Annotated in this window: 13 protein-coding genes and 1 pseudogene; 10 read left to right on the top strand and 4 right to left on the bottom strand. The window is 70.7% G+C overall.

The features are described from left to right. Together AC1Q9M_RS05035 and AC1Q9M_RS05040 are read left to right on the top strand one after the other, a co-directional pair. Nucleotides 1–99, top strand: a pseudogene (locus AC1Q9M_RS05035) (ABC transporter ATP-binding protein); the annotation flags it as partial. Between the two features lie 120 nt (nucleotides 100–219). Next, nucleotides 220–1,473, top strand: coding sequence for a phenylacetate--CoA ligase family protein (locus AC1Q9M_RS05040; RefSeq protein WP_492432711.1), 1,254 nt, complete (start codon nucleotides 220–222; stop codon nucleotides 1,471–1,473). 29 nt (nucleotides 1,474–1,502) lie between these two features. On the opposite strand, the gene AC1Q9M_RS05045 is transcribed toward AC1Q9M_RS05040, so the two are convergent. Continuing rightward, the gene (locus tag AC1Q9M_RS05045; protein ID WP_444688563.1) at nucleotides 1,503–2,582 is read right to left on the bottom strand and encodes an AraC family transcriptional regulator; all 1,080 of its coding nucleotides are present in this window, start codon (nucleotides 2,580–2,582) and stop codon (nucleotides 1,503–1,505) included. Nucleotides 2,583–2,659: 77 nt separating this feature from the next. On the opposite strand from AC1Q9M_RS05045, the gene AC1Q9M_RS05050 reads away from it, so the two are divergent. Next, nucleotides 2,660–3,916 carry an MFS transporter gene (locus AC1Q9M_RS05050; RefSeq protein ID WP_492432713.1) on the top strand — a complete coding sequence of 419 codons (1,257 nt, stop codon included), beginning with the start codon at nucleotides 2,660–2,662 and terminating at the stop codon, nucleotides 3,914–3,916. Between the two features lie 9 nt (nucleotides 3,917–3,925). Here AC1Q9M_RS05050 and AC1Q9M_RS05055 read toward each other — a convergent pair whose 3' ends face one another. Continuing rightward, nucleotides 3,926–4,885 (bottom strand): LysR family transcriptional regulator, encoded by a 960-nt coding sequence (locus tag AC1Q9M_RS05055; RefSeq protein ID WP_492432715.1) that lies wholly within the window; start codon nucleotides 4,883–4,885, stop codon nucleotides 3,926–3,928. A 101-nt stretch (nucleotides 4,886–4,986) separates the two neighbouring features. On the opposite strand from AC1Q9M_RS05055, the gene wrbA reads away from it, so the two are divergent. The 3 genes from wrbA to AC1Q9M_RS05070 are packed head-to-tail and all read left to right on the top strand — an operon-like array spanning nucleotide 4,987 to nucleotide 7,282. After that, nucleotides 4,987–5,613, top strand: a complete 627-nt coding sequence (wrbA, locus tag AC1Q9M_RS05060) for an NAD(P)H:quinone oxidoreductase (protein ID WP_492432717.1) — start codon at nucleotides 4,987–4,989, stop codon at nucleotides 5,611–5,613. Continuing rightward, nucleotides 5,610–6,782 carry an MFS transporter gene (locus tag AC1Q9M_RS05065; RefSeq protein WP_382323143.1) on the top strand — a complete coding sequence of 391 codons (1,173 nt, stop codon included), beginning with the start codon at nucleotides 5,610–5,612 and terminating at the stop codon, nucleotides 6,780–6,782. Before wrbA ends, AC1Q9M_RS05065 begins: the two co-directional genes overlap by 4 nt. A 38-nt stretch (nucleotides 6,783–6,820) precedes the next feature. Then, a complete protein-coding gene (locus AC1Q9M_RS05070) occupies nucleotides 6,821–7,282 on the top strand; it encodes a carboxymuconolactone decarboxylase family protein (RefSeq protein WP_382162147.1) in 462 nt (153 codons plus the stop codon). Nucleotides 7,283–7,294: 12 nt separating this feature from the next. On the opposite strand, the gene fdhD is transcribed toward AC1Q9M_RS05070, so the two are convergent. Further along, nucleotides 7,295–8,110, bottom strand: a complete 816-nt coding sequence (fdhD, locus tag AC1Q9M_RS05075) for a formate dehydrogenase accessory sulfurtransferase FdhD (RefSeq protein ID WP_444688578.1) — start codon at nucleotides 8,108–8,110, stop codon at nucleotides 7,295–7,297. Nucleotides 8,111–8,355: 245 nt separating this feature from the next. Beyond that, nucleotides 8,356–10,659 carry an FdhF/YdeP family oxidoreductase gene (locus AC1Q9M_RS05080; RefSeq protein ID WP_492432720.1) on the bottom strand — a complete coding sequence of 768 codons (2,304 nt, stop codon included), beginning with the start codon at nucleotides 10,657–10,659 and terminating at the stop codon, nucleotides 8,356–8,358. A 132-nt stretch (nucleotides 10,660–10,791) separates the two neighbouring features. On the opposite strand from AC1Q9M_RS05080, the gene AC1Q9M_RS05085 reads away from it, so the two are divergent. From AC1Q9M_RS05085 to AC1Q9M_RS05100, 4 genes are all read left to right on the top strand, one after another. Further along, entirely contained in the window at nucleotides 10,792–11,874 is a 1,083-nt protein-coding gene (locus AC1Q9M_RS05085) for a substrate-binding domain-containing protein (protein WP_382323144.1), read from the top strand. An 86-nt stretch (nucleotides 11,875–11,960) separates the two neighbouring features. Further along, nucleotides 11,961–12,512 (top strand): cytochrome b, encoded by a 552-nt coding sequence (locus AC1Q9M_RS05090; protein WP_492432722.1) that lies wholly within the window; start codon nucleotides 11,961–11,963, stop codon nucleotides 12,510–12,512. Next, nucleotides 12,509–13,072 (top strand): YceI family protein, encoded by a 564-nt coding sequence (locus AC1Q9M_RS05095; protein WP_492432724.1) that lies wholly within the window; start codon nucleotides 12,509–12,511, stop codon nucleotides 13,070–13,072. Before AC1Q9M_RS05090 ends, AC1Q9M_RS05095 begins: the two co-directional genes overlap by 4 nt. A 16-nt stretch (nucleotides 13,073–13,088) precedes the next feature. Further along, nucleotides 13,089–13,646, top strand: coding sequence for a YceI family protein (locus tag AC1Q9M_RS05100; protein WP_382323147.1), 558 nt, complete (start codon nucleotides 13,089–13,091; stop codon nucleotides 13,644–13,646). Nucleotides 13,647–13,706: the final 60 nt, after the last annotated feature.

The following is a 13,706-nucleotide window of genomic DNA, read 5'->3' on the forward strand; positions in this document are numbered from 1 at the left end:
GAGGACGTCAAGGAGTTCTACCTCGGCATGGGCGGGGGCGAGCGCAAGTCCTTCAAGGACATCAAGAGCTACAAGCGCAGAAAGCGCTGGCTGGCATAAATCGGCTCCCCCCGCGCCGCGCCGCCGGCGCGTCACCCCTCAGGGGCGACGCCTGCGGCCCGGCAAAGCCGGTTCCGCGGCATCCTGGTTTCAGTCACTTCACCTTCACACATCGCAGCCATGGCACAGCCTGAATTCTTCGACGCCCTGGAAACCCGATCGCCCGAGCAACGCGAGCGCGAGCAGATGGGCGAGCTGGCCACCCAGGTGGCGCACGCCCAGCGGCACAGCACCGCCTTCGCCGAGATCCTGCGCGGCGTGGACGCGCAGGCGGTGAACAGCCGCGCGGCCCTGGCGCGCCTGCCCGTCACGCGCAAGACCGAGCTGCTCGAACGCCAGAAGGCCTCGCGCGCCAGCGACCCCTTCGGCGGTTTCTCCACGCTGCGCCGCGGCCCGGCCATGGCGCGCGTCTACGCCTCGCCCGGCCCAATCTACGAACCCGAGGGCGCCACGCGCGACTACTGGCGCGCCGGGCGCTGCCTGTACGCGGCGGGCTTTCGCGCCGGCGAGCTGGTGCACAACGCCTTCAGCTACCACATGACCCCGGGCGCCTTCATCCTGGAGTCCGGCGCCCACGCCGTGGGCTGCTCGGTCTTCCCCGCCGGCACCGGCCAGACCGAACAGCAGCTGCAGGCCATCACCGAACTGCAGCCCGAGGCCTACACCGGCACGCCCAGCTTCCTGCGCATCCTGGTGGAGAAGGCCCAGGCCGAGGGCATCGACATCGGCAGCATGCGCAAGGCCGTGGTGGGCGGCGAGGCATTGCCGCCCAGCCTGCGCGACTGGTTCGCCGAGCGCGGCGTGGCGGTCTACCAGAGCTACGCCACCGCCGACCTGGGCCTGGTGGCCTACGAGACGAGCGCGCGCGAGGGCCTGGTGGTGGACGAGGGCGTGATCGTCGAGATCGTGCGCCCGGGCACCGGAGAACCCGTGCCCGAGGGCGAGGTGGGCGAGCTGGTGGTCACCACCCTCAACCCGGCCTACCCGCTGATCCGCTTCGGCACCGGCGACCTCTCGGCCATCCTGCCCGGCGCCTGCCCGACCGGGCGCACCGCGCCGCGCATCAAGGGCTGGATGGGCCGCGCCGACCAGACCACCAAGGTGCGCGGCATGTTCGTGCACCCGGCCCAGGTGGCCGACATCGCGCGGCGCTTCCCGCAGGTGAAGAAGGCCCGCCTGGTGGTCAGCGGCGAGATGGCCAACGACCAGATGTGCCTGCGCGTGGAGGCCAGCGAGGCCGACAGCGGCCTGCGGCAGCAGATCGAGGCCGCCGTGCGCGAGGTCACCAAGCTGCGCGCCCAGGTCGAGCTCGTCCAGCCAGGCTCCCTGCCCAACGACGGCAAGACCATCGAGGACAGCCGTTGCTGCGCCTGAGGCGCAAGAGGGCGCACGCGATCCCCCTTTCAGGGCTGGCGCCCCTCCCGCCGATCCGCGGCGGCCCGCTTGTGCCGCAAGGCTCCGGGTGGATGCCCGATGACCCTTTTGAACGCGCGGCTGAACGAGGCCTCCGAGTCGTAACCCAGGCGGGTGGCGGCCACGGCCACGCGCATGCCTTCGCGCTCGATCCAGCGGCGCGCCTGGAACATCCGCACGCGGGTCACGTACCGCGCCGGGCTCTCGCCCAAGGTGCGCGTGAACAACTCGGCGAAGCTGGAGCGCGAGGCGCCCATCAGGTCCGCCAGCGCCGGCACCGTCCAATCGCGTTCGGGCTCGGTGTGGATCGCCGCGATCACCTTGCCGATGCGGGGGCACTGCACCGCTGCGATCCAGCCACTGGCGTCGCTGCAGGCGCACTCGACCCAGGCGCGGATGATGCAGGCGGCCAGCACATCGGCCAGGCGCGCGAGCATGCCGCAGGCGCCGATGCGATCCAGCGCGACCTCGCGCTCCATCGCTTCGAGCAACGCGGGCACGGAGGGGTCTCGCGTGGCCAGTTCGTTGGCGCGCATCGCGTCCGGCATCATCGCCAGCAGGGGGTGCAGGGGATCGAGGTTGAAGCGCATGGCGCCGCAGAAGACGATGTCGTTCGGCGCGCCTGGAGGCCCTTCGTCCGGCGTTGGGGGCGATGAGGCCATGGACGCGGGCTGCGGCGCGCCGCCGATGAGGTAGATGTTGTCCGCCACCGGGGTGCGCGAGAGGGATTCGATGTCCACGCACGGCACGTCGGGCGCGCTGGCCAGGATGTGAAAGCTGCCCCGCGGCAGCAGCACCGCGTCGCCGGCGTCCAGCCGCACCCAGTCGTGACCGGGCAGCCAGAGCCAGCAGCCGCCGCGCGCCACGAAATGGAAACGGGCCTCCGGCCGCGCGGGGTAGGCCACGGCCCAGGGCGGCTGCATCACGCAACGGCCGTATTCGACGCCGTCGAGCCGCAAGCCCAGCAGGATGCGGCTCAGCAGGTCGGCCGGGCGGGGTGGCGCGTCCGCCGCGCCACGGGCGGCGCTCCCCTCGAGCAGGGCGGGAGATTCGGAGGAATAGTCAAGCATTTCGGCTTTTCCCACATGGAAACGCCGGCATCTTATCCCTAAGCTGGCGGTCTTGCTGGCTTCCCCCTGTTCCATTCATGTCCTCCTCCTGCTCCACCTGCATCGATCCCTCCCAAGCCGTGGCCGCACCGCCGCCGCCAGCGAACGCGGATTCGCCCCACTGGGCCGCCGTCGGCTCGCTGGCGCTGGGCGTTTTTGGCCTGGTGACCGCCGAATTCCTGCCGGCCAGCCTGTTGACGGCCATGGCCACGGACCTGGGCATCAGCAACGGCGCCGCGGGCCAGACGGTCACGGCGACGGCGCTGGTGGGCGCGGTCGCCGCCCCCGCCTTTCCGCTGCTGACGCGGCGGCTGGACCGCAAGTGGGTGATGCTGGCGCTGAGCCTGCTGCTGGTCGTCTCCAACCTGATGGCCGCGACGGCCACCTCGCTGCCCGTGCTGCTGGTGGCCCGCGTGTTGCTGGGCGTGGCGCTGGGCGGCTTCTGGGCCCTGGCGGGCGCGCTGGCCCTGCGGCTGGTGCCCGCGGACCGGTTCGCCCGCGCCATGTCGCTGATCCTCACGGGGGTGTCGGTGGCCACGGTGTGCGCCGCCCCCATCGGCGCCTGGATGGGTGATCTGTGGGGATGGCGCAGCGCCTTCGTCGCCGCGGGCGTGGTCAGCGTGGTGACGCTGGTCGCGCAGGCCATCACGCTGCCCGCGCTGCCGCCGCGCGACCACGCCAGTCTGCGCGTGCTGGGCCAGTTGCTGCTGCGGCCGCAGGTGCGCATGGCCCTGCTGGCGGTGCTGCTGGTGATCTCGGGCCATTTCGCGGGCTTCACCTACATCCGGCCGCTGATGGAAAACGTCACCCACCTGTCCGTCCAGGCGATCTCGGTGGTGCTGCTGGGCTACGGCATCGGGGGTTTCTTCGGCAACCTGGCGGGCGGCTACCTGGCCGAGCGCAGCGAGCGCCGCGCCATCGTGGCGGGTGGCACGCTGGTCGTCCTCATGGCGGGCAGCCTGTTGCTGGCGGGTTCGTCGGCGCTGGTGACCGCCGTGGCGGTGGCGCTCTGGGGTTTTGCGTTCGGCGCGTTCCCGGTCGGTTTCCAGACCTGGGTGGTGCGGGCCGCGCCCGACCACGCCGAAGGCGCGGGCGGCCTGATGGTGGCGGCGTTCCAGATCGCCATCGCCAGCGGCGCGGTGGGTGGCGGGCTGCTGGTCGATCACGTGGGCGCGCTCGGCGCGCCGGCCTTCGCGCTGGTCGCCATCGTGCTGGGCACCTTGCTGACCCTGCGCCACGGTCCCCGGCCGCAGGGCCAACGGGCCGGCGCCCAGCCGGTGCCGGTTCATCACTGAACCAGGGCGTCAGGGCGTCGTCGGGCCTGAACCCGCGGCACTGCGCACGCGCCGCTGGCGCGCCTGCGGCGGCGACGCGTGCTGGTGCAAGGCGAGGCGCAGGGCCGTCGCGGCCACACCGAGGGCGCGGTCGGTGCGGCGGGCCAGGTAGGTCTGCGTGTGCGCCACGCCCAGCGGACCGAGCGCCGTGGCGGCCAAGGGCACCAGCTGCTTCTCGGCCAGTTCGCGCTCGATCACCCACCGCGGCAGGCGGCCCCAGCCCACCCCGCCCAGGATCAGGGCCCGCTTGGCGTCCTGCGTGCCCACGCGCAGCGTCTGGGGCGACAGCACACCGAAGTCGCGTCCCTCGGACAGCGGCGTGGGATCCTCCAGCACGATCTGCACGTGGTCGGCCAGCTCGACGCTGGTGAGCGCCTTGCGGCGCCGCGCCAGCGCATGGCTGGCGGCGGCCACCGCCACGATGGGCACGCGTTGCAGCGCCTCGGTCTCGATGCGCGGATCGAGAAAGTCTTCGCCGGCCATGATGGCCAGGTCGCACTGGCGCTCGCGCAGCGCTTGCAGCGGACCGCCCAGTGGCGCGACCGCCAGGCGCAGCCGAACCGACGGCCAGGTCTCGCGCACCGCCTTGAGCGCGGCGGCCACCACGGGCAGCGGGTAGAGCGTGTCCACCATCAGCGAGAGCTCGATCTCCACGCCCTCGCCCAGGCCGCGCGCGCGCGCCCGCATGAAATCCACCTTGAGCAGCACGGCGTGCGCGTCTTCCAGCAAGGCCAGGCCGGCCGGCGTGAGTGTGGGCCGGTGGCCGCTGCGATCGAAGAGGCTCACGTCGAGCTGGTGTTCGAGGTTGGCGATCGCGTGGCTCACGGCCGACTGCGCGCGCCGCAGGCGCGTGGCCCCGGCCCGAAAGCTGCCGGCCTCGGCCACGGTCACGAACATGCGAATCTGATCGAGGGTGAGGGCGTCCAGCATTGATCGATTCCGTAGATCAGAAAGCGCAGAATTTTAGGCCTTCCGCAGATCAATGTGGCTGCCGATACTTCTCCCATTCCCACATGAGAGGTGTTCAAGTCATGACCCAGGTGCTGGTGCTCTATTACTCTTCCTACGGCCACATCGCGACCATGGCCAGCGCCGTGGCCGAGGGCGCGCGCACGGCGGGCGCGCAGGCCGTGGTCAAGCGCGTGCCCGAACTGGTGCCGGACGCCGTGGCCCGCAAGGCCGGTTACCAGCTGGCGCCAGACGTGCCGGTGGCCACCGTGGAGGAGCTCGCGGCGTACGACGCCATCGTGTTGGGCACGCCCACCCGCTTTGGCAACATGGCCGCGCAGATGAAGAACTTTCTCGATCAGGCCGGTGGCCTGTGGGCCCGGGATGCGCTGGTGGGCAAGGTGGGCAGCGTCTTCACCTCCACGGGCAGCCAGCACGGCGGGCAGGAGTCGACCATCCTCTCGACGCACATCGTGCTGATGCACCTGGGCATGGTTGTGGTGGGCCTGCCCTACAGCTTCAAGGGCCAGATGCGCATGGACGAGATCACCGGCGGCTCGCCTTACGGTGCGGCCACCTTGGCCGATGACGGGTCGGGCGGCGACCGCCAGCCCAGCCTGAATGAAATCGAAGCGGCCCGCTACCAGGGGGCCCATGTGGCGCGGGTGGCGCGGGCGCTCGCGCTGTCGCAGCCGATGGCGGTGGCGTGAGCGGCTCCTCTGCGAACCCGGCCCGCACCGACTGGCGGGCCGTGGGGGTGGTGGTGGCCGCCGGGGTGGTCTCGGCCTTTCACCTGGGCAAGGTCGCCATCGCGGCCCCCCAGCTTCAGGCCGATCTGGGCCTCAGCCTGGGCCTGCTGGGCGCCCTCGGTGCCACCTTCGCCGTGCTGGGCGCGCTGGGTGGCGTGGTGGCGGGCTCCGTGGTGGCCCGTGCCGGCGACCACCGCATGCTGGTCCTCGGGCTGTTGGCCACGGCACTGGGGGCGGCGATGGCGGTGCCGAGCGACCGCTTCGGTGTGCTGCTGGCGTCGCGCGTGGTGGAGGGGCTGGGGTTTCTGCTGATCACGGTGGCCGGGCCCACGGTGCTGGCGCGCCGGGTGCGCGCGGCCGATCAGGCCACCGCCTTGGTCTTGTGGAGTTGCTTCATGCCAGCCGGCATGGCGCTGGCGATGCTCACCGGGCCGTGGTTCGGCGACTGGCGCAGCCTGTGGGTGACCGCCGCGCTGGCGGCCGGTCTGCTCGCGGTTCTGGTGGTGGGCATGGTGCCGCGTGGTCCACGGCCTGCCCGCGCGGACGACCCGGCCCGCCTGGCCGAGGTCTGGCGCTCCGAACCCCTGGCGATGGCCGCCACGTTCCTGCTCTACAGCCTGATGTTCTTCGCGCTCTTCAGCTTTCTGCCCGTGCTGCTGCAGCAGCGCCTGCAGGTGGGCGCCGGTGCCGTCGGGCTGCTCGCCGCGGTGGCCTGTGCGGCCAACATCGTGGGCAACCTGTGCGCGGGGGTCCTGCTGGGCAAGGTGGGCCGTGAGGTGCTGGGCGCCTGCGCGGCGATCACGATGGGTCTCTGTGGCCTGGGCATCTTTCTGCCTGTGCTGGGTCCGGGCATGGCCTTGGCCCTGTGCCTGGTGTTCTCCGCGGTGGGCGGCCTGGTCCCGGCCAGCCTGCTGTCCGCGGTACCGCGGGTCACGTCCACACCCGCGCAGGCGGCCCTGGTGGTGGGGCTGCTCATGCAGGGCAGCAACCTCGGCCAGGCGCTCGGGCCGGTGCTGGTCGGCAGCGCGGTGGACCGCCACGGCTGGCCGGCCGCCGCGGCCTGGGTGGGGGCCGCGGCACTGGCGATGGCCTGGACCGTCTGTCACAAAACGGCGCCGAGGCCCGTCTAGCAAGACAAGGATCCCCTTTTTCAACCCAGGAGCTCACGATGTCCTCTCCCCGACTTGACTACTTCACGCTGGCGCCCAAAGCCGCCAAGGCGCTGGCCCAGCTTTCACACGTGGCCGGCGCCACGCTGGACAAACGGCTGAAGGAGCTGGTGAACCTGCGCATCAGCCAGATCAATGGCTGCGCGTTCTGCATCGACATGCACTGGGCCGACCTGGTGAAGCAGGGCATGGAGCCACGGCACATCAACGCCGTGGCGGGTTGGCGCGAGGCGCCGCGCTTCTTCAGCGACGCCGAGCGCGCCGCGCTCCAGTGGGCCGAGGCGGTGAACGCCTTGCCACAACGGGCGCCGAGCGATGCCGACTTCGAAGACCTGCGGCGGCACTTCAGCGACGGCGCGATCGCGGAGCTGACGTTCGCCGTCGGCGCCATCCGGGCGTGGAACGTGCTCAACGCCAGCTTCCACACCCCCGTGCCCGACACCCCGTTTGCGGCCGCTTGAGGCCGGGCGGGCTCAGCCCAGTCGGTCCGCGAAGGTGTACGCCACCATGCCGTCGCCCCGGGCAAAGCCGATCAACAGCAGACCGGCCTCGTTCGCCACGTCGATCGCCATGGCCGTGGGCGCGGAGACGGCGGCCAGCACCGAGATGCCCGCGCGCGCGGTCTTCTGCACCATCTCGAAACTGGCCCGGCTGGTGAGCGCGACGAAGTGCCGCGAAGGGTCGAAGCCTGCCCGCCGCGCCGCGCCGATCAGCTTGTCCAGCGCGTTGTGCCGCCCCACGTCCTCGCGCACCAGCACCACGCCGCCATCGTCGATCCGGCAGAGCGCCGCCGCGTGCGTGGCGCCGGTGAGCTGCTGCCGGGGCTGGTGGGCGGGCAGGGCCTGGAGGGCCGAGGCCACGGCGGCGGGCGCGATGCCCAAGGCGGGCACGGCCGGCGGCCGCTGCCGCACGGCGGCGAGGGAGTCCGTGCCGCACAGGCCACAACCCGTGCGCCCGGCCATGCTGCGCCGGCGTTCGCGCAGCCGCCACTCGCAGGCGCTGGCCACCTCCAACTGCACCTCGATGCCATCGGGCGTGTCCACCACGTCCACCCCGCGCAGCTCGCCGGGGTCGAGCAACAGGCCTTCGGTGAGGGCGAAGCCCAGCGCGAAGTCTTCCAGGTCGGCCGGCGTGGCCATCATCACGGCATGCGAGATGCCGTTGAACACCAGCGCCACGGCCACTTCGTCGGCCACCCAGTCGGTGGCCAGGCTGGCCAGTCCGTCGCGGCGCACCTGCACCTCGCTGGCCCGCACGCCGGCCGGCGGGCGTTGGGGCGTCGCGGCCAGCGAGCGCCCGGCCGCCGTGAGGTGCGCCACCCAGCGGTCGTCGACCTGTTCCACGCGCACCCAGCCGGGCCCGTGCACGCCGCCGATGACCGCGTGGCCCATCAGCGTGAGCTGGCGCATGAGCACGCTGACGCCCTGACCCAGGCGCTTGCCCAGGCGCGGCAGCGACATGCCGTTGGCCTCGGGTGTGCTGGCCAGCTCGCGCAGGATGGCTTCGGCCAGCGGGGTGAGCGTGGTGGTGCCGTTCATGGCTCGAGGTGGGGCGTCAGGCGCACCGGAATCGCCTTCGAGGTGGGCGTGCCCGCCGCGATCGCGGTGGCCGACAGCGGCACCAGCGGGTTGGTCTCGGGGTAGTAGGCGGCCAGGCAGCCGCGCGGAATGTCGTAGGCCACCAGGCGGAAGCGGTCGGCGCGGCGGTGCTGGTCGTCGTCCCACACGGTGTGGAGGTCCACCCAGTCGCCATCGGCCAGGCCCAGGGCGCGCAGGTCCTCGGCGTGGATGAAGACCACGCGGCGCTGGCCGAACACGCCGCGGTAGCGGTCGTCCATGCCGTAGATGGTGGTGTTGTACTGGTCGTGCGAGCGCGTGGTGAGCAGCGAGAACACGAGGGTGTCGCGCTGGCGGGCCTGCATGGACCGGCGCGCGCGGTGCACCGGCGTGTCGCGCGGCACCGGGTGCGGGAAGAACGTGGCCTTCCGCGCCGGGGTGTCCCACACGCGCTCGCTGGCGGTGTTGCGCAGGCGAAAGCCGCCGGGCACGGCGACGCGGGCGTTGAAGTCCTTGAAGTCGTCGAACACGGCTTCGATCTGGTCGCGGATGCGGGCGTAGTCCTCGATCAGCCACAGCCAGGCGGTGCGGCTGCGCCGGCCCAGCGTGGCCGCGGCCAGGCGCGCGACGATGGCCGGCTCGGACAGCAGGTGTTCCGAGGCCGGCGGGTTGATGCCCAGCGAGAGGTGCACCATGCTCATGGAGTCCTCCACCGTCACGCCCTGCGGGCCCGTGGCCTGCACGTCGATCTCGGTGCGCCCCAGGCAGGGCAGGATCAGCGCCTCGCGGCCGTGCACCACGTGGCTGCGGTTGAGCTTGGTGGCCACGTGCACCGTGAGGTCGCACTGGCGCAGCGCCTTCCAGGTCTCGTGGGTGTCGGGCGTGGCGGCGGCGAAGTTGCCGCCCAGCGCGAAGAACACCTTGCCCTTGCCCTCGCGCATCAGCTGGATGGCCTCCACCGTGTCCACGCCGTTCTGTCGAGGCGGCTCGAAGCCGAACACCTGCCGCAGCCGGTCCAGCAGCGCGGCCGGCGGCTTCTCCCAGATGCCCATGGTGCGGTCGCCCTGCACGTTGCTGTGGCCGCGCACCGGGCAGGCACCGGCACCGGGCCGGCCGATGTTGCCGCGCATCAGGAGCAGGTTCACCAGCATCTGGATGGTGGCCACCGCGTGCTGGTGCTGCGTGATGCCCATGCCCCAGCAGACGACGGTGTTCTTCGCCCCGGCGTAGAGGTCGGCGGCGGTGTGGATCTGTTCGCGCGTGAGGCCACACTCCTCGGTGATCAGGTCCCAGGACTCGGCGCGCAGGTCGTCGGCCAGGGCCTGGAAACCCACGGTGTGTTCGGCGATGAAGGCGTGGTCGAGCAAGGCCTGCTCGCCCGCGTCGTGCCGCTCCAGCAGGCGCTTCATCATGCCTTTCACGGCCGCCAGGTCACCACCGCCGCGCAGCTGGAAGTAGTGCGAGCTGATCGGCGTGGAGCCCAGCGTGGCCATCTCCATCTTGCTCTGCGGGTCCTGGAAGCGCTCCAGGCCGCGTTCGCGCAAGGGGTTGAAGCTGACGATGCGCGCGCCGCGCTTCGAGGCGGCGCGCAGTTCGCCCAGCATGCGCGGGTGGTTGGTGCCGGGGTTCTGGCCGAAGATGAAGATCGCGTCGGCGAGTTCGAAGTCGTCCAGCGTCACCGTGCCCTTGCCCACGCCGATCTGCGGGCGCATGCCGTTGCCGCTGGGCTCGTGGCACATGTTCGAGCAGTCGGGAAAATTGTTGGTGCCGTACTCGCGCACGAACAGCTGGTACAGGAAGGCCGCCTCGTTGCTGGCGCGGCCCGAGGTGTAGAACATGGCCTGGTTGGGGTCGGGCAGGGCATTGAGGTGGCTCGCGATGAGGGCGAAGGCGGCGTCCCAGCCAATGGGGCGGTACCGGTCGAGCACGCCGTCGTAGACCATCGGGTGCGTCAACCGGCCCTGGTCTTCCAGCCAGAAGTCGCTCTGCCGCGCGAGCTCGCTCACGGTGTGGCGCTCGAACAGCTCGGGCCCGGCGCGGCGCGCGGTGGCCTCGGCCGCCACGGCCTTCACGCCGTTCTCGCAGAACTCGAAGGTGGATGCGTGGTGGCGGTCCGGCCAGGCGCAGCCCGGGCAGTCGAAACCGTCGGGCTGGTTGGCCGACAGCAGGGTCTTGGCGCCCTTGAGGGGAATGTCCTGCCGCAGCAGCGCGTTCTTCACGCTGTTCAAGGCGCCCCAGCCGCCGGCGGGGCCGGTGTAGAACTCGATCTTCTGTGGATTCATCAGGGTCTCGGTGAGAATGCAGGCGTCCTGGCCTGTCCGGCATCGTCCCGTGATTTCCGTTCGCCATCAATATGAAGCTTTCGGTCCGATGCACCGGCAGCCCGCTGCATAAGCACCGCCTCACATAAGCGCATGAAACAGGTCTCCATCCGCCCCGTCTGGACCATCCAGGAGCCCGATGGCCCGCCCCTGCCGGCGCGCCTGATCGAGTTGCTGGTGCTCGTGGCCGAGCAGGGCAGCCTGCTGAACGCCGCGCGCGGGCTGGGCATGTCCTACCGCCGCGCGTGGGACGTGGTGCGCGAAGGCGAACAGCAGTTCGGGACCCCCTTGCTCGTGATGGAGCGCGGCAAGGGCTCGACGCTGACCGAGCTGGGCGCGCGCATCGTCTGGGCCGACAAGCGCATCCACGCCCGGCTGCGGCCCGCGCTGGAGACGCTGTCTTCCGAACTCGCCGAGGAACTGCGCGGCGCCCTGAGCGAAGCGCCCGCGGCCTTGCGCATCCAGGCCAGCCACGGCTTTGCCATCGAGCGGCTGATCGACCGGCTGGCGCAGGACGGCCTGAAGCTCAGCTTCTCGTATGCGAGCAGTGCCGCGGCGGCCGCCGCGCTGCGCGAAGGCGCGTGCGACGTGGCCGGTTTTCACCTGCCCATCGGGCCGATGGAGGCCATGGCGCTGGCGCACTACCAGCCCTGGCTGCAAGGCCTGGACCTCACGCTGGTGGACATCGCCACGCGCCGCCAGGGCCTGATGGTGCGGCCCGGCAACCCGCGCGAGCTCTACGCGCTGGCCGACCTCACGCGCGCCCCCGTGCGCTTCATCAACCGCCAGCCCGGATCGGGCACGCGCCTGCTGCTGGAGGGTTTGCTCAAGGCGCAGGGCATCGCCCCCACACGCATTGCCGGTTTCGAGCAGGGCGAGTACACGCACGCCGCCGTCGCCGCCTATGTGGCCAGCGGCATGGCCGATGTGGGCTTCGGGCTCGAACCCCCGGCGCGGCACTTCAAGCTCGACTTCGTGCCCATCGCCACCGAGCGCTATTTCCTGCTGTGCCGCGACGACGTGATGACCGCGCCCGCGATGCAGGCGGTGCTGTCCGCCCTGCGCGACCCCGGCTTTCGGGCCACGCTCGCGCAGTTGCCGGGTTACGACCCGGCCGACCTGGGCCGGGCGATGCCGTTCCAGGATGCGTACCGGTTCGTACTGCCCTCTGGTTGATACGCGAAAGGTATTGCTGGGAATACAAAACGAGTATTTGAACGTATCGACACCCCGACCTAGGATCGGCCCATGGGATGCACCCGATGACGCCGAACCTCAAATACTCTTCGACCGCGATCGCGATTCACTGGCTGGCTGCGCTGCTGATCCTGGCGGCCATCGCCCTGGGCGTTTACATGACCGGCCTGCCGATGTCGCCGGCCCGGCTCAAGCTCTACAACTGGCACAAGTGGCTGGGCATCACCATCCTGGTGCTCTCCGTCGTCCGCCTGGCGTGGCGCGCCACGCACCGCCCGCCGGCGGACCTGCCCATGCCACCCTGGCAGCGCCGTGCCGCCCATTGCTCGCACGGCCTGATGTACGCGCTGTTCTTCGCCGTGCCGCTGGCGGGCTGGGTCTACAGCTCCGCGTCCGGGTTTCCCGTGGTCGTGTTCGGCGTCCTGCCCCTGCCCGATCTGGTGGTGCCCGACAAGGCGCTGGCGGAGGACTTGAAGTCCGTTCACGCCGGCCTGGCGCTGGCGCTCGGGGCGGCCATCGCGCTGCACCTGGCGGCTGTGGTGCAACACCAATTCATTCACAAGGACGGCCTGCTGTCGCGCATGCTTCCGCGAACGGCTGGAAAGAACCAGGCATGAACAACCGCCTTCGCATCGGCATCGCCGCCTTCGTCCTGTCGGGCGCCAGTGTGGCGATGGCCCAGACCCTGGAGCCGGCGCAGAGCGAGATCGCCTTCACCTTCCGCCAGATGGGCGTGCCCGTGGCGGGGCGCTTCACGAAGTTCAGCGGCCAGGTCCACTTCGACCCCAAGAAACCCGAGGCCGGCAAGGTCGCGCTGCGCATCGACACCGGCAGCGCGCGCTTCGGTTCGGCGGAGACCGACGCCGAGGCGGTCAAGAGCGACTGGCTGTACGCCGCGAAGTTTCCGCAGGCCAGCCTGGATTCCGTGGCCATCCAGGCCGTGGGCCCGGGCCGGTACGAACTGGCCGGCCAGCTGAGCATCAAGGGAACGGCCAGGGCCGTGCGCATCCCGGTGGCGCTGGCGCGAAGCGGCGCCATGACCATCGCCACCGGCGCCTTCACCGTCAAGCGGCTCGAATTCAAAGTCGGCGATGGGGACTGGTCGGACACCTCCCTGGTCGCCAACGAAGTGCAGGTGAATTTCAAACTCGCGCTGTCCGGCATGGCGGCGCTTTAACCCTCCGGTAACCACCATGAAGAAACTGTTGTCTCTGCTGCTCGCCGCATCGGCCTGCGCGTCGGCCCAATCGGCCACCTACCAGCTCGATCCGCTGCACACCCACGTCATGTTCGAGATCGACCACATCATCTCGACCAACCGCGGCCGCTTCGACAAGAAGGAGGGGGTCGTCGAGTTCGATCCGCAGGGCAAGACGGGCAGCGTCAGCCTGACGCTGGACATGAGCTCGATCAACACCGGCGTGGCCCCGTTCAACAAGCAGCTGCAGTCCAAGGACTTCTTCGATGTGGAGCAGCACCCGACGGCCCGCTTCGTGGCGGACCAGTTCGTCTTCAACGGCGACAAGGTGGTGGAAGTCAACGGCCAGCTCACCCTGGTGGGCAAGACCCATCCCGTCAAGCTCAAGGCCTTGCGCTTCACCTGCTACATGAACGGCATGCTCAAGCGCGAGGTCTGCGGCGGCGATTTCGAGGCCACCATCAACCGCAGCGCCTGGGGCATCGAGTTCGGCATCCCGCGCTTTCCGGACAGCGTGCGGCTGGTGCTGCAGGTCGAAGGGATCAAGCAGTGACGGACCGGGGTCGGCCCTCACGACGGTGCGGGAAATGAAGGACCGTTACCTGGCCCACAT

This window comes from Hydrogenophaga sp. GW823-FHT04C09, assembly GCF_058796355.1.

What these genes read in the sequence shown, in the direction of transcription:
- AC1Q9M_RS05095 (WP_492432724.1), top strand. Translation starts at nt 12,509, where the DNA reads ATGAACAACCGCCTTCGCATCGGCATCGCCGCCTTCGTCCTGTCGGGC.
- wrbA (WP_492432717.1), top strand. Translation starts at nt 4,987, where the DNA reads ATGACCCAGGTGCTGGTGCTCTATTACTCTTCCTACGGCCACATCGCG.
- AC1Q9M_RS05090 (WP_492432722.1), top strand. Translation starts at nt 11,961, where the DNA reads ATGACGCCGAACCTCAAATACTCTTCGACCGCGATCGCGATTCACTGG.
- AC1Q9M_RS05070 (WP_382162147.1), top strand. Translation starts at nt 6,821, where the DNA reads ATGTCCTCTCCCCGACTTGACTACTTCACGCTGGCGCCCAAAGCCGCC.
- AC1Q9M_RS05100 (WP_382323147.1), top strand. Translation starts at nt 13,089, where the DNA reads ATGAAGAAACTGTTGTCTCTGCTGCTCGCCGCATCGGCCTGCGCGTCG.
- AC1Q9M_RS05085 (WP_382323144.1), top strand. Translation starts at nt 10,792, where the DNA reads ATGAAACAGGTCTCCATCCGCCCCGTCTGGACCATCCAGGAGCCCGAT.
- AC1Q9M_RS05045 (WP_444688563.1), bottom strand. Translation starts at nt 2,582, where the DNA reads ATGCTTGACTATTCCTCCGAATCTCCCGCCCTGCTCGAGGGGAGCGCC.
- AC1Q9M_RS05050 (WP_492432713.1), top strand. Translation starts at nt 2,660, where the DNA reads ATGTCCTCCTCCTGCTCCACCTGCATCGATCCCTCCCAAGCCGTGGCC.
- AC1Q9M_RS05080 (WP_492432720.1), bottom strand. Translation starts at nt 10,659, where the DNA reads ATGAATCCACAGAAGATCGAGTTCTACACCGGCCCCGCCGGCGGCTGG.
- AC1Q9M_RS05055 (WP_492432715.1), bottom strand. Translation starts at nt 4,885, where the DNA reads ATGCTGGACGCCCTCACCCTCGATCAGATTCGCATGTTCGTGACCGTG.
- AC1Q9M_RS05040 (WP_492432711.1), top strand. Translation starts at nt 220, where the DNA reads ATGGCACAGCCTGAATTCTTCGACGCCCTGGAAACCCGATCGCCCGAG.